At 64.0% G+C, this 23,071-nt stretch carries 25 protein-coding genes and 1 tRNA gene; 15 read left to right on the top strand and 11 right to left on the bottom strand.

What is annotated here, in order from left to right; all coding sequences use genetic code 11:
* Positions 1-15 precede the first annotated feature (15 nt).
* From IVB46_RS12710 to IVB46_RS12680, 7 genes are all read left to right on the top strand, one after another.
* Entirely contained in the window at positions 16-1,200 is a 1,185-nt protein-coding gene (locus tag IVB46_RS12710; protein WP_247313103.1) for a substrate-binding domain-containing protein, read from the top strand.
* A gap of 63 nt (positions 1,201-1,263) precedes the next feature.
* On the top strand, positions 1,264-2,028 hold the full coding sequence (locus IVB46_RS12705; protein WP_247313106.1) for an ABC transporter ATP-binding protein: 765 nt from the start codon (positions 1,264-1,266) through the stop codon (positions 2,026-2,028).
* Positions 2,025-2,747, top strand: a complete 723-nt coding sequence (locus IVB46_RS12700) for an ABC transporter ATP-binding protein (protein ID WP_247313109.1) — start codon at positions 2,025-2,027, stop codon at positions 2,745-2,747. The genes IVB46_RS12705 and IVB46_RS12700 overlap by 4 nt, the downstream gene beginning before the upstream one ends.
* Positions 2,744-3,754, top strand: coding sequence for a branched-chain amino acid ABC transporter permease (locus tag IVB46_RS12695; RefSeq protein ID WP_208083669.1), 1,011 nt, complete (start codon positions 2,744-2,746; stop codon positions 3,752-3,754). Before IVB46_RS12700 ends, IVB46_RS12695 begins: the two co-directional genes overlap by 4 nt.
* Positions 3,751-4,836 carry a branched-chain amino acid ABC transporter permease gene (locus IVB46_RS12690; protein WP_247313112.1) on the top strand — a complete coding sequence of 362 codons (1,086 nt, stop codon included), beginning with the start codon at positions 3,751-3,753 and terminating at the stop codon, positions 4,834-4,836. Before IVB46_RS12695 ends, IVB46_RS12690 begins: the two co-directional genes overlap by 4 nt.
* 174 nt (positions 4,837-5,010) lie before the next feature.
* The gene (locus IVB46_RS12685) at positions 5,011-8,121 is read left to right on the top strand and encodes an EAL domain-containing protein (protein WP_247313115.1); all 3,111 of its coding nucleotides are present in this window, start codon (positions 5,011-5,013) and stop codon (positions 8,119-8,121) included.
* Position 8,122: 1 nt separating this feature from the next.
* A complete protein-coding gene (locus IVB46_RS12680; RefSeq protein WP_247313118.1) occupies positions 8,123-9,184 on the top strand; it encodes a diguanylate cyclase in 1,062 nt (353 codons plus the stop codon).
* A gap of 35 nt (positions 9,185-9,219) precedes the next feature.
* On the opposite strand, the gene IVB46_RS12675 is transcribed toward IVB46_RS12680, so the two are convergent.
* Positions 9,220-9,669: a hypothetical protein gene (locus IVB46_RS12675; protein ID WP_247313222.1), complete on the bottom strand. Its 450-nt coding sequence runs from the start codon at positions 9,667-9,669 to the stop codon at positions 9,220-9,222.
* On the opposite strand from IVB46_RS12675, the gene IVB46_RS12670 reads away from it, so the two are divergent.
* The 5 genes from IVB46_RS12670 to IVB46_RS12650 all read left to right on the top strand — a co-directional run bounded on the left by IVB46_RS12670 (position 9,562) and on the right by IVB46_RS12650 (position 13,923).
* Entirely contained in the window at positions 9,562-10,704 is a 1,143-nt protein-coding gene (locus tag IVB46_RS12670; protein WP_247313217.1) for an MBL fold metallo-hydrolase, read from the top strand. The two genes, IVB46_RS12675 and IVB46_RS12670, sit on opposite strands and share 108 nt — an antisense overlap.
* 1 nt (position 10,705) lies before the next feature.
* Positions 10,706-11,617: a hypothetical protein gene (locus tag IVB46_RS12665; protein ID WP_247313121.1), complete on the top strand. Its 912-nt coding sequence runs from the start codon at positions 10,706-10,708 to the stop codon at positions 11,615-11,617.
* A 25-nt stretch (positions 11,618-11,642) separates the two neighbouring features.
* Complete coding sequence (locus IVB46_RS12660; protein WP_247313124.1) at positions 11,643-12,362, top strand: metallophosphoesterase family protein; 720 nt, start codon at positions 11,643-11,645, stop codon at positions 12,360-12,362.
* Positions 12,363-12,465: 103 nt separating this feature from the next.
* Positions 12,466-12,542, top strand: a tRNA-Arg gene (locus IVB46_RS12655).
* 448 nt (positions 12,543-12,990) lie between these two features.
* Positions 12,991-13,923 carry a ferritin-like protein gene (locus IVB46_RS12650; RefSeq protein ID WP_247305781.1) on the top strand — a complete coding sequence of 311 codons (933 nt, stop codon included), beginning with the start codon at positions 12,991-12,993 and terminating at the stop codon, positions 13,921-13,923.
* A 25-nt stretch (positions 13,924-13,948) separates the two neighbouring features.
* On the opposite strand, the gene IVB46_RS12645 is transcribed toward IVB46_RS12650, so the two are convergent.
* Positions 13,949-14,158, bottom strand: a complete 210-nt coding sequence (locus IVB46_RS12645) for a hypothetical protein (protein ID WP_014491045.1) — start codon at positions 14,156-14,158, stop codon at positions 13,949-13,951.
* 94 nt (positions 14,159-14,252) lie between these two features.
* Positions 14,253-14,696: a TspO/MBR family protein gene (locus IVB46_RS12640; protein ID WP_175617967.1), complete on the bottom strand. Its 444-nt coding sequence runs from the start codon at positions 14,694-14,696 to the stop codon at positions 14,253-14,255.
* 43 nt (positions 14,697-14,739) lie between these two features.
* Here IVB46_RS12640 and dinB point away from each other — a divergent pair, with 43 nt between their 5' ends.
* Positions 14,740-15,840, top strand: coding sequence for a DNA polymerase IV (dinB, locus tag IVB46_RS12635; RefSeq protein ID WP_247305785.1), 1,101 nt, complete (start codon positions 14,740-14,742; stop codon positions 15,838-15,840).
* A gap of 123 nt (positions 15,841-15,963) precedes the next feature.
* On the opposite strand, the gene IVB46_RS12630 is transcribed toward dinB, so the two are convergent.
* The 3 genes from IVB46_RS12630 to IVB46_RS12620 form a co-directional block, all read right to left on the bottom strand.
* Complete coding sequence (locus tag IVB46_RS12630) at positions 15,964-16,257, bottom strand: hypothetical protein (RefSeq protein ID WP_247305788.1); 294 nt, start codon at positions 16,255-16,257, stop codon at positions 15,964-15,966.
* Between the two features lie 205 nt (positions 16,258-16,462).
* A complete protein-coding gene (locus IVB46_RS12625; protein ID WP_028151136.1) occupies positions 16,463-16,756 on the bottom strand; it encodes a DUF1330 domain-containing protein in 294 nt (97 codons plus the stop codon).
* 24 nt (positions 16,757-16,780) lie between these two features.
* A complete protein-coding gene (locus IVB46_RS12620; RefSeq protein WP_247305792.1) occupies positions 16,781-17,470 on the bottom strand; it encodes a DNA-3-methyladenine glycosylase I in 690 nt (229 codons plus the stop codon).
* 213 nt (positions 17,471-17,683) lie between these two features.
* On the opposite strand from IVB46_RS12620, the gene IVB46_RS12615 reads away from it, so the two are divergent.
* On the top strand, positions 17,684-18,511 hold the full coding sequence (locus IVB46_RS12615; protein ID WP_247305795.1) for a metallophosphoesterase family protein: 828 nt from the start codon (positions 17,684-17,686) through the stop codon (positions 18,509-18,511).
* Here IVB46_RS12615 and IVB46_RS12610 read toward each other — a convergent pair.
* The 5 genes from IVB46_RS12610 to IVB46_RS12590 all read right to left on the bottom strand — a co-directional run bounded on the left by IVB46_RS12610 (position 18,450) and on the right by IVB46_RS12590 (position 21,420).
* On the bottom strand, positions 18,450-18,938 hold the full coding sequence (locus IVB46_RS12610; protein ID WP_247305799.1) for a cyclic nucleotide-binding domain-containing protein: 489 nt from the start codon (positions 18,936-18,938) through the stop codon (positions 18,450-18,452). The genes IVB46_RS12615 and IVB46_RS12610 overlap by 62 nt on opposite strands.
* Positions 18,939-19,014: 76 nt before the next feature.
* Entirely contained in the window at positions 19,015-19,551 is a 537-nt protein-coding gene (locus IVB46_RS12605) for a GNAT family N-acetyltransferase (protein ID WP_247342890.1), read from the bottom strand.
* A gap of 121 nt (positions 19,552-19,672) precedes the next feature.
* Positions 19,673-20,413, bottom strand: a complete 741-nt coding sequence (locus tag IVB46_RS12600) for a di-trans,poly-cis-decaprenylcistransferase (RefSeq protein WP_063980082.1) — start codon at positions 20,411-20,413, stop codon at positions 19,673-19,675.
* Positions 20,414-20,441: 28 nt separating this feature from the next.
* Positions 20,442-20,816 carry a transcriptional regulator gene (locus IVB46_RS12595; protein ID WP_247306917.1) on the bottom strand — a complete coding sequence of 125 codons (375 nt, stop codon included), beginning with the start codon at positions 20,814-20,816 and terminating at the stop codon, positions 20,442-20,444.
* On the bottom strand, positions 20,803-21,420 hold the full coding sequence (locus IVB46_RS12590) for a hypothetical protein (protein WP_028155350.1): 618 nt from the start codon (positions 21,418-21,420) through the stop codon (positions 20,803-20,805). Before IVB46_RS12590 ends, IVB46_RS12595 begins: the two co-directional genes overlap by 14 nt.
* A gap of 204 nt (positions 21,421-21,624) precedes the next feature.
* Here IVB46_RS12590 and IVB46_RS12585 point away from each other — a divergent pair, with 204 nt between their 5' ends.
* Positions 21,625-22,869, top strand: a complete 1,245-nt coding sequence (locus IVB46_RS12585; RefSeq protein WP_247305806.1) for a serine protease — start codon at positions 21,625-21,627, stop codon at positions 22,867-22,869.
* The last annotated feature ends 202 nt before the right edge of the window (positions 22,870-23,071 follow it).

The following is a 23,071-nucleotide window of genomic DNA, read 5'->3' as shown; positions in this document are numbered from 1 at the left end:
AAGGAGGAAATCATCGTGCGTCGATCGCTCATTCTCACGGCAGCCATCCTCGGCCTGGCCGCGAACACCTCCGCGCAGGCCGACGACCTCAAGGTCGCGCTGATCTACGGCAAGACCGGCCCGCTCGAAGCCTATGCCAAGCAGACCGAAACCGGCCTGCAGATGGGTTTTGAATACGCCACCAAGGGCACCATGACGCTCGACGGCCGCAAGATCGTCGTCATCACCAAGGACGACCAGGGCAAGCCCGACCTGTCGAAGGCCGCGCTCGCGGAAGCCTATCAGGACGACAAGGCCGACATCGCGATCGGCACGACCTCGTCGGCCGCGGCGCTGGCCATTCTTCCCGTCGCCGAGGAGAACAAGAAGATCCTGATCGTCGAGCCCGCCGTCGCGGACCAGATTACCGGCGAGAAGTGGAATCGCTACATCTTCCGCACCGCGCGCAACTCCTCGCAGGACGCGATCTCGAACGCGGTGGCGATCGGCAAGCAGGGCGTCACCGTGGCGACGCTGGCGCAGGACTACGCCTTCGGCCGCGACGGCGTCGCCGCTTTCAAGGAGGCGCTCGCCAAGACCGGCGCGACGCTCGCCGCGGAAGAATACGCCCCGACCAACACCACCGACTTCACCGCGGTCGGCCAGCGCCTGTTCGACGCTCTCAAGGACAAGCCCGGCCGCAAGGTGATCTGGGTAATCTGGGCCGGCGCCGGCAATCCGCTGGCCAAGCTGCAGGACATGGATCCGAAGCGCTACGGCATCGAGCTCTCCACCGGCGGCAACATCCTGCCGGCGCTCGCGGCCTACAAGGGCCTGCCCGGCATGGAAGGCGCGACCTATTACTACTACGACATCCCGAAGAACCCGGTGAACGACTGGTTCGTCGCCGAGCACCAGAAGCGCTTCAACGCGCCGCCAGACTTCTTCACCGCGGGCGGTTTTGCCGCCGCAATGTCCGTCGTCGCCGCCGTCACCAAGGCGAAGTCGACCGACACCGAGAAGCTGATCACGGCGATGGAAGGCCTGGAGTTCGACACGCCGAAGGGCAAGATGGTGTTCCGCAAGGAGGACCATCAGGCGCTCCAGAGCATGTATCACTTCAAGGTCAAGGTCGATCCGAACGTCGCCTGGGCCGTGCTCGAGCCGGTGCGCGAGCTGAAGATCGAGGACATGGACGTTCCGGTCCGCAACAAGCGCTGATATCGAATCCCCTCTCCCCGCCCGTGCGGGGAGAGGATCCTTCCCTATTCCAGAGTTCTCCCGATGGCCCTGACGCTAGAGACGCGCGACCTCACCATCCGCTTCGGCGGTCATGTCGCGGTCAACAACGTCACCTGCACGTTCCGCCCCGGCGAGCTCACCGCCATCGTCGGGCCGAACGGCGCCGGCAAGACCACCTATTTCAACCTGATCTCGGGCCAGCTGCGCGCTTCACACGGCAGCATCCTGTTCGACGGCACCGACATCACGCAGCATTCCGCGCCGCTGCGCACCCGCGCCGGCCTCGGCCGCGCCTTCCAGCTCACCAACCTGTTTCCGAACCTCACCGTGGAAGAGAACGTCCGCCTCGCGGTGCAGGCCGCTGATGGCACCCATTACGACATGCTGCGGCCCTGGATGGTCCGCCGCGACCTGATCACCCGTGCCGATGCCATCCTCGACCAGGTCGCACTCGGCAATCGCCGCGGCGTCGCCGCCACTGCGCTGTCGCATGGCGACCAGCGCAAGCTCGAGGTCGCGCTGATGATCGCGCTCGAACCCAAAGTGTTCATGTTCGACGAGCCGACCGCGGGCATGAGCATCGACGAGGTGCCGGTCGTGCTGAACCTGATCGCACAGCTCAAGCAGGACAAGAGCAAGATCATCCTCCTCGTCGAGCACAAGATGGACGTGGTGCGCTCGCTCGCCGACCGCATCATCGTGCTGCACAACGGACAACTTGTCGCCGACGGTCCGCCGGCCGAGGTGATCGCCTCACCGATCGTGCAGGAGGCCTATCTCGGCGTTGCTCCAAAGAGTGCCGCATGACCGATCTGCTCAAACTCTCCGGCGTGCACACGCATATCGGCCGCTACCACATCCTCCAGGGCATCGACCTCGCAGTCCCCCAGGGCCAGACCACCATGCTGCTCGGCCGCAACGGCGCCGGCAAGACCACGACGCTGCGCACCGTCATGGGTCTGTGGCAGGCCTCCAGCGGCGAAATCACGCTCGCAGGCGAGCGCATCGAGAGCCGCGCCACGCCCGACATCGCGCGGCTCGGCGTCGGCTACGTGCCGGAGAGCATGGCGGTGTTTTCCGACCTCACGGTGAAGGAAAACCTGGTGCTGGCGGCGCGCGACGGGCCGCTCGACGATACCCAGCTCGACTGGATCTTCGGCTTCTTCCCCGCGCTGCGCCGGTTCTGGCTGTCGCGCGCGGGAAGCCTCTCGGGCGGACAGAAGCAGATGTTGTCGATCGCGCGCGCCATCGTCGAGCCGCGCAAGCTGCTGCTGATCGACGAGCCGACCAAGGGGCTGGCGCCCGCGATCGTCATGGCACTGATCGAGTGCCTGAAGGAGATCAAGCGCAAGGGCGCGACGATCCTGATGGTCGAACAGAATTTCTTTGCCGCCCGCGAGCTCGGCGACAACGTGCTGGTCATGGACAACGGCACCATCGTCCATCGCGGCGAGATGGCGGCGCTCGCCGCCGACGTGCCGCTGCAGGAGCGGCTGCTCGGCCTGAGCCTGGAGGCGCATCAGTGACAGAACTCGCCGCAAATGATCCGCTGCCGAAGCCGAAGCGCGATCTCGCGCCGATCCTGCTGCCGATCGCGCTGGCGCTTGCGATGATTCCTCTGGTGGGGTCACCCAGCACCTGGCTGACGCTGACCGCCGCGAGTCTTGCCATGGGCATGATGATCTTCATCATGGCTTCGGGGCTGACGCTGGTGTTCGGCCTGATGGACGTGCTCAATTTCGGCCACGGCGCCTTCATCGCCGTCGGCGCCTATGTGGCAACCCTCGTGCTGGCGCCGTTCGCGGCCTCGATGCAGGCGGATTCGCTGTGGATCAACCTCGCGGTGCTCGCGCCCGCCGCACTGCTGTCGATGGCGGTGTCCGGCGCGCTCGGCCTGGTCGTCGAGCGCGTATTGATCCTGCCCGTCTACGGCCAGCACCTGAAGCAGATCCTGATGACGACCGGCGGCCTGATCGTCGCCGAGCAGACGCTCTATGCGCTGTGGGGACCGCAGATCATCCCGACGCCCCTGCCGACATCGCTGCGCGGCTCCTTCATCCTCGGCGACGTCGCGATCGCCAAATACCGCGTGCTGGCGATGCTGATCGGCCTCGCGGTGTTCATCGCGATCCAGCTCGTGCTCAACCGCACCAAGCTCGGCCTACTGATCCGCGCCGGCGTCGAGAACCGCGAGATGGTCGAGGCGCTCGGTTATCGCATCCGCCGCCTGTTCCTCGGCGTGTTCATGACGGGATCGGCGCTCGCCGGCCTCGGCGGCGTGATGTGGGCGCTCTATCGCGAGCAGGTCCATGCCTCCATGAGCGACGACCTCACCGTCCTGATTTTCATCGTCGTCATCATCGGCGGCCTCGGCTCGATCGGCGGCTGCTTCATCGGCGCCATCCTGGTCGCGATGGTGGCCAATTACGGCGGCTTCCTGGTGCCGAAACTCGCCCTCGTCTCCAACATCCTGCTGATGGTCGCCATTTTGATGTGGCGGCCGCGCGGCCTCTATGCGGTGACCAGCCGATGATGCTCCTGTCAGGCGATCCGCCGAAGAGCCGCGTGCTCACGCTTCTCCTCATCGTCATCATCCTGGCGCTGGCGGCGACGCCGTTCCTGTTCCCGGGCGCCAAGGCGCTGAACGTCGCGGCCAAGATCTGCGTCTTCGCCGCGCTCGTCGCCTCCTACGACCTCCTGCTCGGCTATACCGGCTCGGTGTCGTTCGCCCACACCATGTTCTACGGCATCGGCAGCTACGCGATCGCGATCGCGCTGTACGGCATGGGCCCGAACTGGGCCGCGGTCGCAACCGGCATCGTCGTCGGCCTGCCGCTCGCGGCGCTGCTCGCGCTCGCGATCGGCCTGTTCTCGCTGCGGGTTGCCGCGATCTTCTTTGCCATGATCACGCTCGCGGTCGCCTCCGCCTTCCAGGTGCTGGCTTCGCAGCTCTCCTGGCTGACGGGCGGCGAGGACGGGCGCAGCTTCCAGCTGCCGGAATTGCTGCGGCCCGGCACGGTGCTGATCTCCAAGAACCTGTTCGGATTCGAGATCAACGGCCGCATCCTCACCTTCTACCTGGTGTTCGCCGTCTCGGCCCTGATGATCCTCGCTCTGTTGCGTGTCGTGAACTCGCCGTTCGGACGCGTGCTCCAGGCGATCCGCGAGAACCGCTTTCGCGCTGAGGCGCTCGGCTTTCGCACCGTCTTCCACCTGACCTACGCCAACTGCCTCGCCGCGCTGGTCGCCGCCAGCGCCGGCATTTTGAACGCGCTGTGGCTGCGCTATGCCGGCCCCGACACCTCGCTCAGCTTCTCGATCATGCTGGACATTCTGTTGATGGTGGTGATCGGCGGCATGGGCACGATCTACGGCGCGATCGTCGGCGCCACTATCTTCATCCTCGCCCAGAACTATCTGCAATCGCTGATGGGCGTCGCCTCCAAGGCGGCGAGCGAAGCCGGCCTGCCGTTGCTGCCGGGGCTGTTGCATCCCGACCGCTGGCTGCTGTGGCTCGGGCTGCTGTTCATCGCCAGCGTCTACTTCTTCCCGACCGGCGTCGTCGGACGTCTGCGCAATGCCGGCCGCGACAAGAGCGCGGGCGCTTCGCATTAAGCTGCGGTTAATGATGCAGCGCAGCGGTTGTGATGGGCACGGCACAACCGCGACGTGATTCCCGCCCCACTGCATACGGGCGCGGCTGCACAACCGGATTAATGCTTAGGTAACTGGCTTTCCTAAGGTTTGCGCCATTTGTGCGGTGTATTCCTGTCCTTCCAGGGAGGGGGAATGCGCCAGGTCTTTTCCACGGTGACAGCCGGAATGTCATCAGCCGCGACCAACGGCTGGGCGGCCTTGGCGCGGCGTGGTCCTGTCCTCTGGCTGACCCTGTGCGGCGTGTTGCTGGTCGCCGGGATCTTCGCCGTGACCGCCATGGCCGTCGGCGAATTCCGCGAGCGCACCCTGGCCAACCGCGAGCGCGAGCTGGAAAACACGGTGCAGCTGATCGCACGGCACTTCGATCAGCAATTCCAGGATTCCGACGTCGTCGCCGCCGACCTGATCGGGCAGATGAACCTGCCGGAGATCACCTCGCCGGCCATGTTCCGCGAGCGCATGTCCGGGCTCGCGACGAACCAGATGCTGCGGAGCAAGATCAGCTCCGTCTCCTATCTCGGCGACATCGCGATCTACGATGCCGACGGCGAGCTGATCAACTGGTCGCGGGCCGAGCCGCTGCCCAAGATCAACGTCTCCTCGCGCGCCTATTTCCAGACGTTCAAATCCGATCCGATGGCCGAATCCGTCATCCTGGAATCCGTCCGCAGCTTCATCATCGGCAAATGGACCACGATCGTCGCGCGGCGGCTGAGCGGCGCGGACGGCACCTTCCTCGGCGCCATGGTCCGGCGGATCGATCCGGACAGCTACCGGCAGTATTTCGCTTCTGTCGCGCTTGCCGAGGGTACGGCGATCTCGCTGTTCGATCGCGAAGGCAAGATGCTGGCCCGCTATCCGCATGTCGAAGAGCTGATCGGCAGGAATTTCAAGGACGCGCCGCTGATGCGCAAGATGCTGGCCGAGGGCGGCCGGCACACGCTGCGCGTCAAGGGACCGATCGACGGCGAGGACCGCCTCGGCTCGGGGGCCTCGCTGTCGCATTTCCCGCTGGTCATCGTCGCGACCAACACCACGAGCGCCGCGCTGGCCGACTGGCGTCAGCAGACCGGCTTCATGGTCACCACGGCAACGCTTTCGGCGATCGTGATCGCGTTGATCCTCTTCCTGATCATCCGCCAGATCAGCCGGCAGAACCGGGAAGCCCAGGAGCGGATCGAAGCGGAACGGCTGCGGCTCGACACCGCCCTGAACAACATGTCGCAAGGGCTGATCCTGTACGACGCCGCCGGATTTATCGTCACCTGCAACCGCCGCTACTCCGAGATGTTCGGCCTGTCCGACGACATCATCAAGCCCGGCTGTCACATCCGCGAGGCGATGCAGCATCGCAAGGAACGTGGCACGTTCGGCGGCGACGTCGAGACGTTTTGCGCCGATGTGATGCGGGTCGTCGCCGAGGGCAAGGCCTCCAGCAGGATCCACGAACTGCCCAACGGCCGCGCCTTCCAGGTCATCAACACCCCGCTGGCGCAGGGCGGATGGGTCGCCACGATCGAGGAAATCACCGAGCGGCGCAATCTGGAGCAGGAACGCGACCGCAACTACATGTTCCTGCGCGAGATCATCGATCACATCCCCTCGCAGATCACGGTGAAGGATGCCCTGACGCGGCAATATCTGCTGGTCAACCGGACCGCCGAGGAGCAGTTCGGCCAGTCGGGTGACGTCATCGTCGGCAAGACTCCTTTCGACATGTATCCGGAAGCCGCCGCCAGGATCGTCAACGACGACGACAGCAAGGCGCTGCAGGCGCCCGGGGGATTGTTCAAGGACGAGCACGCCTGGCAGAGCCAGACCAAGGGACCGCGCTACATCACCTCGACCCGGATCGGCATTCGCGACAAGTCCGGCGAGCCGCGCTACCTCATCAGCGTCGTCGAGGATGTCACCGAGCGGCGGCGCGCCCACGACAAGATCGCGCATATGGCGCATTACGATGCGCTGACCGACCTGCCGAACCGCACGCTGTTCCGCGAACAGATCGAACGCGAGCTGGCGAAGGTCGCCGGCGGCGGGCAGTTCGCGCTGCTCTATATCGACGTCGACGAATTCAAGGGCATCAACGATTCGCTCGGCCATCACGTCGGCGACGAGCTGCTGAAGGCAATCGCGACCCGTCTCCGCGGCTGCCTCAAGAAGAGCGACCTGATCGCGCGGCTCGGCGGCGACGAATTCGCCGTGATCCAGACCGGAATCCAGTCCTCGGCGGACGTGCTGTCGTTCGTGACGCGGATCTACGAGGCGATCCGCCAGCCCTATCACTGCCTCGGCCATCAGCTCTCCACCGACGCCAGCATCGGCATCGCGCTGGCGCCGCAGGACGGGACCGATCTCGACCAGCTCATCAAGCACGCCGATCTTGCGATGTACGGCGCCAAGGCCGAAGGACGCCGCACCCACCGCTTCTTCGAGCCGGAGATGGATGCGAGCGCCAAGGCGCGCCTGACCATGGAGCAGGATCTGCGCCAGGCGCTGGTGAACGGCGGCTTCGAGATCCACTACCAGCCGCTGGTCGACCTGCGCACCAACGACGTGTCGGGCTGTGAGGCGCTGCTGCGCTGGCGGCATCCCGAACGCGGCTGGGTGTCGCCGGCTGAGTTCATTCCGATCGCCGAGGATACCGGCCTGATCAACGAGCTCGGCGACTGGGTGCTGCGCATGGCCTGCAACGAGGCCGCGACCTGGCCGGCGCATGTGCGGATTGCGGTCAACGTCTCGCCGGTGCAGCTCAAATGCGACACACTGGCGCTGCGGATTGCCGGCGCACTCGCCGCCTCCGGGCTCTCTCCCTCCCGGCTCGAGCTCGAAATCACCGAGGCCGTGCTGATCCGCGACGACGAGGCCGCGCTCTCGATCCTGCACCAGCTCCGGTCCATCGGCGTGCGCATCGCGCTCGACGATTTCGGCACCGGCTATTCCTCGCTGAGCTATCTGAAGCGCTTCCCGTTCGACAAGATCAAGATCGACCGCTGCTTCGTCGCCGACATCGCGGAGACCAGTGGCGCGCCCGTGATCGTGCAGGCGGTGGTGAACATCGCCGCGGCGAGCCACATGACCACCGTCGCCGAGGGCGTCGAGACCGAGGCGCAGCGGGAGATGCTGCGCGCGCTCGGCTGCACGGAGATGCAGGGTTATCTGTTCAGCAAACCGAAGCCCGCCGCCGAGGTGCGAAAGCTGTTCGGTCCGAACGATGCCGCGCCGGTGGCGGCGGTGGCCTGAGATGGCGAAGCCGAGGAAAACGTCAGCGAAAGGCGTCGACGTCGCGGATTCCTATGCCGTGCGGCTGATGCAGCATCTGGTGGTGCCGACCTTCGTGATCGACCCCAAGCGCCGCGTCGTGATCTGGAACAGAGCCTGCGAGCGGCTGACCGGCGTCCCCGCCGCGGAGGTGATCGGCACGACGAAACACTGGCAGGCCTTCTACGAGACCCGGCGCCCCTGCCTCGCCGACCTGGTCGCGCTCGACCGTCCCGAGCAGCTGCCGGAGTTTTATTCGGAATATGCCGCGCGCGGCCACAACGGGCTCGGCTTTTCCGCGGAGAACTGGTGCGTGATGCCCAAGCTCGGCAGCCAGCTCTATCTCGCGATCGACGCCGGTCCTATCCACGACGAGGCCGGCCATCTGATCGCCGTGGTGGAGACGCTGCGCGACCTCACCGATCAGAAGCGCGCCGAGATGGCGCTGAAGGAGCTCGCCACCAAGGACGGGCTGACCGGCCTGTCGAACCGGCGCGCCTTCGACCAGATGCTGATGAGCGAATGGGCCCGCGCCCAGCGGACGCAGAAGCCGATGGCGCTGCTGTTCGTCGACGTCGATCATTTCAAGCTGTTCAACGACCGGCACGGCCACCAGAGCGGCGACGAATGCCTGCGTGCGGTCGCTGATGTCGTCAGCCGCCACGCCGTGCGCCCGCTCGACCTCGCCAGCCGCTATGGCGGGGAAGAGTTCGCGCTGATCCTGCCCGACATGGATTGCGATGCCGCCTGCGCCATCGCCGAGGAGATCCGCGGTGCCGTCATGGCCTTGCGGATCGCTCATGGAGCTGTTGGAGCCGGCGACCACGTCACCCTCAGCGTCGGCGTCGCCAGTTATATTCCCACTGGGGCCGACGGCAGCCCCGACCGGCTGCTGGGTGCGGCCGACGAGGCGCTCTATGCGGCAAAACGGCTCGGCCGCAACCGCGTCATCTGCTCCGAACGCCTGCTGGCGGAGTTCGCGCGCGCCGATCGCGGCTCGCCCGGGATTCAAGTCGCCGCCAATCGCCGGTCCAGCCGGGGCTGACGTTCATCCCACCGAAGGTTCTATTGCGTTCGGCCTCACCAACAGGTGATGTTGCGCCGGAACAACACGCACATTTTCTTCTCGAAAAGCCGCAATTTCTCGGGCGCTCGTTTGAATATAGATAAGTCGTTGCCTGGAGCCGTATTCGCTTTGAAATTTCCCCGCCCATCTCGCAGTCCCCTCCCCTCCGCTAAAAACGCCATCGCCTGGTCGCGAGTGACGGCCGAACCCGGCTCGGCCGCCAAGACCAACCGCTGATGACCGAAGCAGCCGGTTCGTTTCGCGGACGTGTCCACCGCGGAACGCAGCAAATTGGTGGCACCTGCATCGAGCTCGAGGCCGCGGGCGAGCGAATCCTGCTCGACCTTGGCCTTCCGCTGGATGCCGACGGCGCGTCCGACGATCTTCTCCCGCCTGTGGCCGGGCTTCGCGTCGAAGATCCAACCCTGCGTGCGGTTGTCCTCTCGCACGGACACGGCGATCATTGGGGTTTGCTCCCCCTGTGCAGACCCAATGTCCCCCTCGCCATGGGCGCTGCGACCGCGCGCATCATGGGTGCGGCAGCTCCTTTCGTGCCCAACGGCTTCGTGCCAAATGTTTCATTCGAGCTGAGCGATCGCAGGACTTTCCAGATCGGTCCGTTCAGCATCACGCCCTATCTCGTCGATCACTCGGCCTATGATGCCTATGCGCTGCTGATCCAGGCTGCCGGCCGGCGTCTGTTCTACAGCGGCGACATCCGTGCGCACGGTCGCAAGGGCGGTCTGTTCGAGCGATTGGTGAGCAATCCGCCCCGCGGTATCGACACGATGCTGATGGAGGGGTCGAGCCTCGGCCGTCTCGACGAGCACACGCAATTCCCGACGGAGGACGACATCGAGGCGAGGCTGACCCAGAGTTTTAAACAGCCAGGCTTCGTCATCCTCTCGGCGTCCGCGCAGAACATCGATCGCATCGTCAGTATCTATCGCGCCTGCAAGCGCAGCGGCCGGACGCTGCTGCTGGACCTCTATGCGATGGAGATATTGCGGGCCACCGGCAACGAGCGCTTGCCGAACGCCGGCTGGCCCAATTTGTCGGTCTATGTGCCGGAATATCAGCGGCGACGGATCGCAAGGAACAAGCGCTTCGACCTGCTGGATCCCTACAAATCCGCACGGATCTACCGCGAGCGCATCACCGAGATCGCCGATCGCACCGTGATGCTGTTTCGTCCGGCAATGGCCCACGACGTGGAGGCCGCAAATCTCTGGCCCGGCACCAGAGCGATCTGGTCGCAATGGGACGGATATCTGAAGGACGGTCCTGGCGCCAGACTGAAGGCGGATCTCGCGACACGCGGCGTTCCCATCGAGATCATCCACACCTCGGGCCATGCCAGCATCCTGGATCTCAAGCGGCTCGCGAACGCAATACAGCCGGACAGGCTGGTGCCCGTTCACACATTCGAAGGCGACAGTTTCTCCAGATATTTTGACAACGTCACGCGACGCAGCGATGGCGAATGGTGGGAGGTATGAGATGAGCTTCAGACGCGGAATCCGGGGCGACGACTTTCGCAAGGCACTCGAGACACTCGCCCAGCAGGATGGGTGGTGGAAGGACGTTCTCGCCGATCCCACACTCATCATCGGCATTCGGGACGAGTACCTGAACGTCTATTGGCAGGGACAATCCATCTTCAAAGTGTCATTCAAGGGCGGGAAAGTGACCGCCTCGACGCATGAAAAGTATCTGCTGAATCCGGACTTGAAGGATCAGATTTCGCTCGTCGAGGGGAAGTTCGCCTTCGGCAACGCCGAGCCAAGAATGCTGACGCGCGACTACGAAGGCGCAGCGACGCTGGCGAAGCTCAAAAGGGCGGCATCGCTCTATTCCGGACAGGAGAAGGAAGGCGTCCACGAGATCGCGACGGCCAATGACTCCGTCGTCGACGTCGAGATTGCGATCAACGCTTCCGGCATCCCCGACGTCGAGCGGAACCTTCCGCGCATGGACCTTGCGAACTTCGAAACGACGGCGAACGGCGTCGATATGGTGTTCTGGGAGGCCAAGACGTTCAGCAACCCCGAGCTGGAGAACGGCGATATTGTCGGTCAGATCGCGGACTATCAGAAGGTGATCGACCTTCACAAGACGGAGATCGAAGACAGCTATCGATGCGTTGCGAATAATCTGGCCGGCATGGCGAAATGGAGCAACGGACATCGCAATGTGGCTGCGGCGATCCGCGCTGTTGCGGACGGGGCCAAGCTCAACGTGAGCAGCGCCAATGTCGGGCTGCTCGTGTATGATTTCACCGCGATTCAACGCGATCGCAAGGACAAGGACGGCAAGACGCTGAGCGACAGAGTGATTGAATCGCTCGCGAAGGTGGGCGTGGGTCCGGAGCGGATCAGGCTCAAAGGCACGACAAAGGGTCTCACCATCTAAGTTGGCACGCGGGAGAAACCTGGCTTTGCATCTTCCCGAGCACGAAGAACTCACCTTCGCGATCGGCGACATCCACGGCTGCTTTGACAAGCTGACGTCGCTGCTCGCCGCGTGCGAGGAGCTTCGCGGCGAGCGGAGCGCGCAGTTTGTGCTTGTCGGAGACTATATCGACCGGGGACCCCAAAGCCGCGAGGTGATGGATTTTCTCGTCGGCAGCGAGGGGAAGCAGGACCGCCCCTTCGTCTGTCTGCGGGGCAACCATGAGGAGATGCTGCTTCGCGCGGCCGACATGGAGCGCACCGACCGCGACCTCATGAATTGGTGGGGCAACGGCGGCGAGCAGACGCTCGACAGCTACGGGATCGACGATCCCGCCGATCTGCCGAGCGAGCATCTCGACTGGATACGCGCGCTTCAGCTGACGAAAATCGAGCATGGGCGGCTGTTCGTCCATGCTGGACTACGGCCGGACGTGCCGCTGGCGTCACAATCCGAGCGGGACCTGCTGTGGATCCGGGAACCCTTCCTGTCGTCGGATCACGACCACGGGCTTTTCGTTGTCCATGGCCATACGCCGGTCCGGACCGGGACACCCGATCTGCGGGCCAACCGATTGAACCTGGATACCGGCGCCTGCTTCGGCGGCCCGCTCACCGCGGCCGTGTTCGCCACCTCGGAGACGGGCCCGTTGATGTTCGTGACCGATTCCGGCGAGATCTCGGGACCGGCCGCCCTCCGGGATTGAAGAGCGAAGCATAAGACCAGGAATTGGGCGATGCCGGGCGTCCGGGCCCGGGCAAAGCGGAGGTTGCCCACCCCCCGCCAATCGGCTAAATGAACCTCGACTAGCACCCGTAGCTCAGCTGGATAGAGCGTTGCCCTCCGAAGGCAAAGGTCACACGTTCGAATCGTGTCGGGTGCGCCAGTCTCCTTACTCTTTACCGAGACTGTGTGCCGGACCGAGACTGTGCGCCGGCTTTTGACGCTGTGACGGCACCATCCATCAAATGTTGCGGCTCGCAATCTGGCCTTCGCAACGTCGCGCGCGCGTCCGACTAAGCACGTCGAATGGAAAAGCGGTCACAAATCTCTGACCAGCTGCGCAATTGATTGCACCCTTAAATTGTACTATTGTTCATGGGTTGCGGAAAATGAGCCTGATCGCAGCATGTTTCTGGTCGCGATCATCGGGGCAGGTCCGATTGTAGGCGTGATGTCGCAGACGGATATCCGGTTATTGTCGGACTGAAGCACCCCGGGAGCGCTCGTCCCGCAAGCAATGAGCCAACACGGAACCTGCTTGACGACGTCAATCCAGTGGCGGCGCCAGGAACAGGGCTTCGCAATCAACCGAGTCGGGAGGGGTGCTTCAGATGAAAACCATCGCCCAGTTCGTCGAGGATCGCATTACGACGCTTTCCGACCTGAAAGACGCACTCCAGACCGCGATGCAATTGGAGTTCTCCACCATCCCGCCTTATCTTTGCGCGCAATGGTCGATCAACAGCGACCCGGGCGGCGTCGGCGGTATGATTGAGGACATTGTGGTGCAAGAGATGTATCACTTTGCCTTGGCAGGCAACATGCTGACCGCGATCGGCGGCGTGCCATCCATTGCCAATGCGGCCTTCATTCCGAGCTACCCGACCAATGTCCTGCCCGGAGGAATTCTGCAAAAGCTGCCCGTTGATCTGAAGCCGCTTACGCCAGATCAAGTTCAGGTCTTCATGCAGATCGAGTATCCGGAATTTCCACCGGTCGCGCTCACCGCAAGAACGGGACCCGCGACGATCGGTGATTTCTACGATGCGATCGCCGAGGGCTTCACCACAGTCAATCCCGCGATCAATGCCAGCGCTTTCGCGGTCAATTCGGGGGAAGCAACGCCGATCAAGAGCATCGACAATGCGCAGGCGGCGATCCTGCTGATCAAGGGCGAAGGTGAAGGTACGGAAGGCTCTCCTAACCAACCCCCAACCGGCAATGCAACATTCGCCCACTATTATGTCTTCAAGGAAATCTACACCGAGAAAACGCTGGTGCAGGATGCGGCTGGCCATTGGAGCTTTACGGGAGCACCAATCCCGTTTCCGACCTGGTTCGATTTTCAGCAATCGACCGTCACACCGAGTCCGTCGCTTGCGTTCAATCAGGCCCTGTCGCAGCTCTTGATCGGCCTTCAAACGTGCTGGACAAGCGGTACAAGACCCAGCATCGGCGCCATGTTCACACTTCAGTCGCTTGGCACGGACCTCATCCAGCAGGGCATTCGTCCTGAGTTCCTATGGGCGCCTCCGTCGGCATGAACTCCGGATCTGCAGCCTGCCTCCCTCACGTCAGCATCGAGATGATCGACTGGATCTGATCGGAGGCGGACGTCACCAGGGCGTCATACGACGTATGACCGTGCGCGGCAGCCTTCAAAATGCATTCGGCGACAGCGGCTTTCAGACCGAACACCGACTGATCGGCCGGTACGCTCGCCATCACGGTCTCGAGGGCCTGGCGCATGGTCTGAATGAGCTCGGAGCTGTATTGCATTGGCTGTCCTCCGCGCTCCCATGTAGGAACGCGTGCCTAAGCTCGCCACTCACAAGCCCGAGATTGCCCTTTGAAGAGCCTTGGACAAATCGCCTCAATTCAAGCGCCAGATGGCCGCATTGAGCAGGCCGGCAAAGGCGACCCAGGCTGCGTAAGGCACGAACAACGCGGCGGCCAGCCTGTCCCGTGATGTCTCGAGACTGATGTAGGTTACGATCGCGACGAACAGACAGATGAGGATGACGAGCGCGGCGCCGATCTGGTGCATCGTGAACATCACCGGGGACCAGACGAAATTGAGCGCCAGCTGCGCGGCCCAAACCTGCATCGCTCGACCCGACGGCTCACGGCGAAAAGTCCGCCAGCCCGCAACCGCGATCATGATGTAAAGGATAGTCCACGCCACCGGGAACGCCCAGTTCGGCGGCACGAAACCCGGCTTGGCAAGGGCCGCATACCATTCTCCCGGAAGATTGGTCGCGCCGATCAACCAGCCGATGCCGACCACACCGACGACGAAGACCAATAGCTGAAGCATCCATCACCTCGCGCTTCTCCTCGGGCAATTGTATCATCGCCCCATGAGCGAATCCGGCACGGCGACTGGCGAGGCCTCGCCCGTCCGCAAGATCATCCATATCGACATGGATGCCTTCTATGCGTCCGTGGAGCAGCGCGACAATCCGGAGCTGCGCGGCAAGCCGGTCGCGGTCGGCGGCTCCGCGGAACGCGGCGTCGTCGCGGCCGCCAGCTACGAGGCCCGCAAGTTCGGCGTTCGCTCCGCCATGCCGTCGGTGACCGCGAAGCGGCAATGTCCCGATCTGATCTTCGTCAGGCCGCGCTTCGAGGTCTACAAGGCGATCTCCAGGCAGATCCGCGACATCTTTGCCGAGCACACGCCTGTTATCGAGCCATTGTCGCTCGACGAGGCCTATCTCGACGTGACGGAGAATTTGCAAGGCATCCCGCTGGCGCGGGACGTCGCCTTGCTGATCCGTGAGAAGATCAAGGCCGAGACCGGCCTCAATGCTTCGGCGGGCATCTCCTACAACAAGTTTCTCGCAAAGCTCGCCTCCGATCATCGCAAGCCCAACGGTCAGTTCGTGATCTCGCCGGAAATGGGGCCCGCTTTCGTCGAGACGCTGCCCGTCGGCAAGTTCCACGGGATCGGCCCCGCGACCAGTGCGAAAATGAATGCGCTCGGCCTGTTCACCGGCCTCGACATCCGCAACCAGTCGCTGGAATTCATGAACGCGAATTTCGGCAAGTCGGGCGCGTATTACTATTGGATCTCACGCGGCGTCGACGATCGACCGGTCCGGGCCAACCGCATTCGCAAGTCGATCGGCGCGGAGACGACGTTCTCGACCGACCTCGACGAATACGGCGCGCTGGCCACCGAGCTCGAGCCGCTCGTCGACAAGGTCTGGCGCCATTGCGAGACGACCGGCAACCGCGGCCGCACCGTCACCCTGAAGATCAAATTCGCCGACTTCGAGATCATCACGCGCAGCAGGTCCGTCACGGCGCCGGTTGCAGGCCGGGACGATCTGGGGCGGCTGGCCTGCGGCTTGCTCGAAGCCGAGATACCGCTACCCAAGCGCGTCAGGCTGCTGGGGGTGTCGCTTTCTTCCCTCCAGGACAGCGACGATGCGGAGCCGCAGCTGACTTTCGGTATTTGAACCAGACTGGAAAGACCCTCCGCGAACACGACATCTTTGTCCGCGGCGCGGCTCCAAACCAATCATGGAAGGTGGCGGGATTTTCAGACCCGCCACCGATAAAGGTCGATCCGCTCGGGCCAATCAATGCCTCATATGCTCGAACACGACGATCACACCCGTCGGCTCCGGCTCGTGGGCCATCAGGCGCGTGAGGTCGGCATCGCTCCAGTCGGCGAGGCTGACGACTTCGCCGGTCTGGCGCTCGGCGCTGACCGACGGCGTCGGCTCGAGCACCTTCAGGCCCGTTTCGTCGACGAAGAAGGTGTGTTCGCCGAACATGCTGTTGAGCTGCGGCATGGCGGGATGTTCGTCGGGCAGCACCTGGGCGCCGAGTTGGTTGACGGTCTGCTTCACCTGTTCGGATGTGAGCTTCATGAGCTGCTCCGTTTCTGTCGTGCCGGGTTTCAGTGAGTTGAGCCAAAACGGGCGTTCCCTGCGCCTGTGTCGCCTGGCTCAAATTCCCGAACGGGTGTTGCGCACGAATGTTCCGGAAAAATGCATTTCGTGATCGCGAGTTTCATCCGCCGCGCTCACGGCACGGGATCGCCACACGATGCACACGATCCGCCTGTCGATGGCGCTATTCGGCGGCTTCGACGATCCGGATGTCGCGGTCGGCACCGTCGCCGAGCAGGTCGTGAGCGGCCTTGTAGGCGGGACTTTCATACGCCGCCCTGGCGCGCTCGACGCTGTCGAACTCGATGAGAACGACGCGTTCCATCAGGCCGTGCTCGTAGGCCGCAACCGGCATCCCGCGCGCGAGCACGCGTCCACCGGCGGCCTCGATGGCCGGACGCGACAGCTTGGCGTAGGCCGCCATGGCGTCGGGGCTCTTGATCGCACGGTAGGTGGCAACCCAATAGGCTTTTGCCATTTTGTTTCTCCTTGTTCTCGTGACCTAATGCTCGCTTCGGTTCTCGCCAACCGACAGCGCGCAGACGCGTGACAGATATGTGTAGGGCAGACCGGTCTCCTCGGCCCAGGCGTTGAACTGTGCCTGCACTTTTGCGAGATCGCCCTTTGATTTGACCTCTTCGGCGATGTCGAGGCCGGCATCGCGCAGGCAGGCGACGACATCCCTGGAGGTGACAAAACCATCCCAGCCGACGAAGCGCAGCAGCATCTGCCCGGTGTTGCCGCCGAGCCGGCTGCCGCGCTTGGTCAGGAGATCGAGCAGGCTGACCTCGTTGGATGGCGGCCATTTCGCCAGAAACTTGCCGAAGCTGCCGTGCTCTTTTGCGATCTCCTGGACGAAGCTGGCGTTGTCGCGCACCGACATGATCTTGGCGCCGTTGCGCACGATGCGCGTGTCGCGCAAGAGGCCCTCCCAATAATCCTCGGGCTGGAAGGTGAGCTTGGCCGGCTGGAAATGCAGGAACGCCGCTTCAAATCCGTCCCATTTCGAATCGATCACGCTCCAGGCAAAGCCGGCACAAAACACCCGCCTGGTCATCTCGGCGAGGATGCGATCGTCGCCTAGCTTGGCCAGCCTCTTCAGGTCGGGCTTTTCGGGCATCAGCTTGTCCAGCGCCTTGGGGCCGCCCTTGCGTTTCTCGGCGCGGGCACGAATGGTCTTGAAGGAGGTCATGCGGATACGGGCGTTTGAGGATGCGCCACGACATCAGAATTCGATGACACGGTCCAGCCCTGCGGTGCCCGGCCACCTGCGCACGCCAATGCGCCGCAGCATGCGGCCGGCCATTGGCCTGACGACGAGAGGCAGCCATTCTGGTCTGCTTCTTGCTTTATAAATAACGTTTTGGAATTCCCAGACCTTTTCAAACCCGCCCATGGATTTTCAATGCGCTGCCTGGTCGTGGCCGATTTGCACTACTCGCTGCCGCAGCTCGACTGGCTGGTCAGCGCGGCGCCGCAGTTCGACCTCGTGATCTTTGCCGGCGATGCCCTCGACATCGGCTCGATGGTGGATTTTCGCGCGCAGATCGTGGTGGTGAAGAAATACCTCGCGCTGCTGGCGGCGCAGACCCGCGTGATCCTCTGCTCCGGCAATCACGACCTCGACGAACGCAATGCGGAGGGCGAAAAGATCTCGCGCTGGATCTCGGAGGTGCGGGAGCTCGGGATCATTTGCGACGGCGACAGCCTCGCCATCGGCGACACGCTGTTCACGGTGTGCCCGTGGTGGGATGGCCCGCTGGTCAAGCAGCGCATCGTCGCGCAGCTGCGCGACGCCGCCGCCAATCGCCCGCAGCGCTGGATCTGGGCGCATCATGCGCCGCCGGCGAATTCACCGACCAGCTGGGGCGGCAAGCGCTTCTTCGGCGATGTCGATCTGGTGCAGTGGATCATGCAGTATCAGCCGTCGATGGTGATCTCGGGCCATGTGCACCAGTCACCCTTCATCGCCGACGGCTCGTGGTTCGACCGGCTCGGGCAGACCTGGGTCTTCAACGCCGGTCTGCAACCGGGACGGCCGCCGACGCATATCGTGCTCGATCTCGCTGCGGACAAGGCGTTCTGGCTGGCAGCGGGCGAAGCGCAGTGGATCGACCTCGGCGCGCCGCTGAAGCGGCCCGCAAACACCGTCGAGGAGCCGCCGGACTGGCTCACATCCTTGGATCGGATTGCCGATCCGAGCCTGGCGAGACCTCGAGCGGCGGCAGGTTGATCATGCTCTGGAGCACCTCGCCGACCATGGCGAGATGCGTGCCGTGGCCGGCATATTGCCGCTTGAGGTCGGCGAGATAAGTGTTGGCGACGTTGAGCCGCTGCGCCAGTGTGCGCGCGAGCAGCAGCGCGACCTCAGGCCGCTGAATCAGGAATGACGCCGCGTCCTCGAACTCATAGATCACCGAATCCGAGCTGGCCCGCACCGTCGCGGTGTGCGGCAGCCCGAGCAGCACGGACATCTCGCCGAACACGGCGCCGGGCTCGGTGATGGTCGCGACCACCGTGTCGCTCTTGAGCACGTCGAGCTTACCCTCGACGAGCACGTAGAGGTGGCCGCTGCTGGTGCCGCCCTCGGTGACGACCGACGTTCCGGCCTTGACCTGCCGCTCCGTTCCGCCGGTGCAATGATCCAGAACTGCGCGCATCGCCGAAGCTCCCATCGCTGGGGAAATCCAGGCGATACTAGAGCACGATCCGTGCCAGGCGGCAACGCGCGGAGGGCTATCGCGACAAGCGCTTTGCGAGGTGAACCGACAGCCAGTCTCCGAGACCGGTATCCCGGAAGCCAGCCTTCTTCGCCAGACCGCGCATCTCGGCATTTGTCCGCGCAGTCTCGGCCGCAATCATCTCGTGGCCAAGATCGGTCGCCCGCGTCTCCATCGCCGTCATCATCTGCAAGCCGAGGCCCAGGCGCTGGAACGCATCGGCGACCGAAATGGCAAACTCGCCATGCCGTGCAGTCGCATCATAGGCGTAGTTCGCTTCGCCGATGATGGTGTGCTGCCCTCCCTGCCTGACTTCGGCGAGCAGGGTGAAATGACCGGGACGGCCCGTCCCCGCCACGCATTCGGCCGCGACCAGGGCGACGTCGGTGCGCGCGCCCATGAAGCGCTTGTTGCGCGACGTCGTGGACAGGCCGGTGAAATAAACCGACAGGTTCTCGACATCGGATACGCCGGCGGTCCTGATGCAGACCGTGCCCTTCGCTTCGGCCAGTTCGACCGGCTCGACGACGGCTCCCGGAAACAGCTGTGACATGCGTGATGCTCTCGGCAGGTTGCGTGGCTCGCACACCTAACCGAGGCCGCGCTTTCGCGGCTTGGACACCACTGCCAATCATGCGGCTGAAAACGAACAGCTCGTTGTCCCGTGCCGCGCATCACACACGGGAGAGTGACGGCACCTCGTCGGGCATGATCGCCTGGAGGCCGCCGAAGCGGCGCTCGCGGCCGTGGAAGGACGCCAGCGCCGCGGAGAGATCGCCCGCGTCGAACTCGGGCCACATCCGCTCGGTGAAGTGCAGCTCGGCATAGGCGCCTTCCCAGAGCAGGAAGTCCGACAGCCGCTTCTCGCCGGAGGTGCGGATGATGAGATCGACGTCGCGAAGGCCTGCTTCACCTGTGACGAGCTGCGAGAAGGCTTCGCGGGTGAGGCTCGTCAGTGCCGCCGCCTTCGCTGCGGCGTTGAGGATAGCGTCGCGCGCGGAATAGTCGACCGCGATGCGCAGGTGAAGCGCGCTGCCGTGCGCCGTGGCGTCCTCCGCGCGCGCGATCGCATTGGCGATGCCGTCGGGCAGACGGTCACGGCGGCCGATCACGGTGAGGCGCACGCCGTTCCTGGCGAGGCTCTGCACCTCGTTGGCGAGATAGAAGCGCAGCAGCGTCATCAGCGCGGCGACTTCGGTTTTCGGCCGTCGCCAATTGTCGGTGGAGAAGGCGTAAAGTGTCAGCGTCCCGATGCCCTGCTTGGGTGCGGCCTCGACGATGCGGCGGATCGCCTCCACGCCGGCCTCGTGGCCGCGCAGGCGCGACAAGCCGCGGCGCGTCGCCCACCGGCCGTTGCCGTCCATGATGATGCCGACGTGAAGCTTCTCGTTGCGAGAGGTCATGTCGCTTTGCATTGCAAAGTCTCCGGTCAAAAAAGGGGGATCAGGTCGAGATGATACCGAGACGGCCGAGCGGCGGCGCGTCGCGGCCGGCGGCCTTGGCGGCGTCGCGCACCAGCCGCTCGAGCACGGCGAGATAGTCGAGGAAGCGGCGGCGGCCGGCCTTGGTCAGGCGGCAGGTCGTGTGCGGGCGGTTGCCCTCATAGCCCTTGGTCACCTCGACGAGGCCGGCCTCCTGGAGCACGGCGAGATGCCGGCTGAGATTGCCGTCGGTGAGGCCGCAGAGCTGCTTGAGGTCGGCGAATGCCAGACCCTTCGGATGCGCCATCAGCGAGGTCAGAAGCCCGAGCCTCGCCTTCTCGTGGATGATGCGGTCGAGCCCTTCATAGGAGAAGGGTGCGCTGTCAGTCTTCGACATCATGGTCTCCGGACGCGAAATACAGAATGCCCGCCATCACCGACTGCCCGATCACGAAGGGCAGCCCCATGGTCCACGGCGATAGCGTGTGAGTCCGGCTCGCGAGCACCACGACCGCGAAGCCGGAAATAAAATACCAGGCGCCGGCGAGCGCGACGGTGCGCGGCAGCGAGCGGACGGAAGCGAAAATGCCGAGCGACACCAGGATCTGCCACAGGCCGGGCAGCAGCCACAGCGTCTCGCTCGCGAACTTCCACATCACCACCGCGAGCAGCACGCCGGCGACGCCCGCGGGCAGGAACTGCTCGACCGCCTGATGGATCATGGCATCGGCCAGGCCCGAGTGATGGCGGCGCGAGCGCGCGCGCATCTCGATGCCGATCATCAAAACGGAGAGCACCGCGGCCATGAACCAGCCGAAGAAGAAGCCGACCGGCTCGCTGGTGGGATCGCCGAGCAGCCAGAATTGGAGGATTGCGGTGAGAAGCGCGACGGCGCCCGTCGCAGCGATCGTCGCCGGGCCGTAGCCGCGGAACGCCGTGCCCGCCGCAATCTGGTTGCGGATCGCCACGATGTCGGCCAGTGCCTTGTCGAGATCGCGCATTGGCAACGCCAAAACCCCGCTCCGCCCAATTAACCGGGACCGCCCGTCCCGTCACTTTGTATCGCAAAGTATATCGCACCGCAAAGTAAAGGCAAGCCCGGAAGTCGCAGCCGGATGGTTCGATCCGCACAAACAACTGTTGGTTGCGCCGCACGACCTCGGCCGGATAAGATGGCTTCAAAAGCATTCCGGGGGGAAGGAAGTATGTGGCTTAAGTCATTTGTCGTCGCGTCTCTGTTGCAGGTGAGCGTCGCCGGCATCGCGCATGCGAAAGGACCATTCGGCAGCGTCAATGTCGGCAACTGGATCGGCGGCGCCTTCAGCAATGACGAGACGGGCGCTTTCTCCCATTGCGCCGCGACGACGCCTTATGCGAACGGCGTCATCCTCGTCGTGAGCCAAAATGCCGCCGGCACATGGTCGCTCGCCTTTGCGAGTCCCAGCTACCGCTTCAACAAGGGCGAGAACGCCGCGATCGACGTGACCTTTGACGGGCAGGAGCAAGCCAGGCTGTTCGCCACGGCGTACCAGCCTAACATGCTCACGGCCATCATGCCGGTCAATGTTGTGCGTACGTTTCAGAAGGCTAGCCTGATGGTGGCGACAGCCGGCCGCGCCGTTCTGAATTTCGATCTGACATCGACCGGGCCGGTGATCGCCGCATTGGCCAATTGCGTGACCAAGGTGAAAGCCGACGGGCTCGACAAGGCCGGCGACTTCACCAAGATGGCCGCCAAGCCGCAGCCTGCGCCGGACAAGCAGGCGCCGCCGGCCGGCAGCAAAGTTGCCAGGGCCAAGACCGGCACCGGCTTCGTGGTCAGTGCGAACGGCCATGTCGTCACCAACAACCATGTGATCGACGGCTGCGTCGGCGACATCAAGGGCAACCTCACCGGTGAGGCCGCGATGGTGCTGCGCGTCGTATCGAGCGACGTCAACAACGATCTCGCTTTGTTGCAGGCGCCGTCGACGACGACATTCAAGGACTTTGCGCGGATCCGCGATCGCTCGATCCGCTCCGGCGATTCCGTCATCGTAATCGGCTTTCCCTTCCATGGCTTGCTCATGTCGGACTTCACCGTGACGACCGGTATCGCGAGCTCGCTCAGCGGCATGCGCAACGACACGCGTTTCCTGCAAATCAGCGCGCCGGTGCAGCCCGGCAATAGCGGCGGCCCGCTGTTCGACACCACCGGTCAGATCGTGGGCGTGGTCACCGCAAAGATCCCCGCGCTGCGCATCGTCGCTGCGACCGGCAACATTCCGGAGAACATCAACTTCGCCATCAAGACCGGCATGCTGCGCGACTTCCTCGACAATTCCGTGGTGCCCTACCAGACCGCCGAGCCGAAGGGTGAGCTCAAGACCACCGACATCGCCGGCAACGCGCGGCCGTACACGATGCTGATCTCGTGCAATGGCACGGAGCAGGCCGACGCGAAGCGGTAGACTGCGCTTCAGGCTCCGCTGTCATGCCCCGCGAAGGCGGGGCATCCAGTACGCCGCGGCTTCTAGATTCGACACGACCGTCTCGGAATACTGGATCGCCCGATCAAGTGTTCAGCCCGGGGACATGACCGACGGGTGTTCGGGGACATAGCCGACACATCATAGTGCAGGGATTTGGCAGCGTGGGAGGCCAAGTCCATGC

This window comes from Bradyrhizobium sp. 61 (assembly GCF_023073075.1).
GTDB lineage: Bacteria > Pseudomonadota > Alphaproteobacteria > Rhizobiales > Xanthobacteraceae > Bradyrhizobium > Bradyrhizobium barranii.
This window is presented reverse-complemented; position numbering and strand designations above follow the sequence as displayed.

Excerpts from the sequence above, each read along its gene's own strand:
- IVB46_RS12705 (WP_247313106.1), top strand. The coding sequence starts at position 1,264 with ATGGCCCTGACGCTAGAGACGCGCGACCTCACCATCCGCTTCGGCGGT.
- IVB46_RS12700 (WP_247313109.1), top strand. The coding sequence starts at position 2,025 with ATGACCGATCTGCTCAAACTCTCCGGCGTGCACACGCATATCGGCCGC.
- IVB46_RS12690 (WP_247313112.1), top strand. The coding sequence starts at position 3,751 with ATGATGCTCCTGTCAGGCGATCCGCCGAAGAGCCGCGTGCTCACGCTT.
- IVB46_RS12685 (WP_247313115.1), top strand. The coding sequence starts at position 5,011 with ATGCGCCAGGTCTTTTCCACGGTGACAGCCGGAATGTCATCAGCCGCG.
- IVB46_RS12680 (WP_247313118.1), top strand. The coding sequence starts at position 8,123 with ATGGCGAAGCCGAGGAAAACGTCAGCGAAAGGCGTCGACGTCGCGGAT.
- IVB46_RS12675 (WP_247313222.1), bottom strand. The coding sequence starts at position 9,669 with ATGATCGCCGTGTCCGTGCGAGAGGACAACCGCACGCAGGGTTGGATC.
- IVB46_RS12665 (WP_247313121.1), top strand. The coding sequence starts at position 10,706 with ATGAGCTTCAGACGCGGAATCCGGGGCGACGACTTTCGCAAGGCACTC.
- IVB46_RS12650 (WP_247305781.1), top strand. The coding sequence starts at position 12,991 with ATGAAAACCATCGCCCAGTTCGTCGAGGATCGCATTACGACGCTTTCC.
- IVB46_RS12645 (WP_014491045.1), bottom strand. The coding sequence starts at position 14,158 with ATGCAATACAGCTCCGAGCTCATTCAGACCATGCGCCAGGCCCTCGAG.
- IVB46_RS12640 (WP_175617967.1), bottom strand. The coding sequence starts at position 14,696 with ATGCTTCAGCTATTGGTCTTCGTCGTCGGTGTGGTCGGCATCGGCTGG.
- dinB (WP_247305785.1), top strand. The coding sequence starts at position 14,740 with ATGAGCGAATCCGGCACGGCGACTGGCGAGGCCTCGCCCGTCCGCAAG.
- IVB46_RS12630 (WP_247305788.1), bottom strand. The coding sequence starts at position 16,257 with ATGAAGCTCACATCCGAACAGGTGAAGCAGACCGTCAACCAACTCGGC.
- IVB46_RS12625 (WP_028151136.1), bottom strand. The coding sequence starts at position 16,756 with ATGGCAAAAGCCTATTGGGTTGCCACCTACCGTGCGATCAAGAGCCCC.
- IVB46_RS12620 (WP_247305792.1), bottom strand. The coding sequence starts at position 17,470 with ATGACCTCCTTCAAGACCATTCGTGCCCGCGCCGAGAAACGCAAGGGC.
- IVB46_RS12615 (WP_247305795.1), top strand. The coding sequence starts at position 17,684 with ATGCGCTGCCTGGTCGTGGCCGATTTGCACTACTCGCTGCCGCAGCTC.
- IVB46_RS12610 (WP_247305799.1), bottom strand. The coding sequence starts at position 18,938 with ATGCGCGCAGTTCTGGATCATTGCACCGGCGGAACGGAGCGGCAGGTC.
- IVB46_RS12605 (WP_247342890.1), bottom strand. The coding sequence starts at position 19,551 with ATGTCACAGCTGTTTCCGGGAGCCGTCGTCGAGCCGGTCGAACTGGCC.
- IVB46_RS12600 (WP_063980082.1), bottom strand. The coding sequence starts at position 20,413 with ATGCAAAGCGACATGACCTCTCGCAACGAGAAGCTTCACGTCGGCATC.
- IVB46_RS12595 (WP_247306917.1), bottom strand. The coding sequence starts at position 20,816 with ATGTCGAAGACTGACAGCGCACCCTTCTCCTATGAAGGGCTCGACCGC.
- IVB46_RS12590 (WP_028155350.1), bottom strand. The coding sequence starts at position 21,420 with ATGCGCGATCTCGACAAGGCACTGGCCGACATCGTGGCGATCCGCAAC.
- IVB46_RS12585 (WP_247305806.1), top strand. The coding sequence starts at position 21,625 with ATGTGGCTTAAGTCATTTGTCGTCGCGTCTCTGTTGCAGGTGAGCGTC.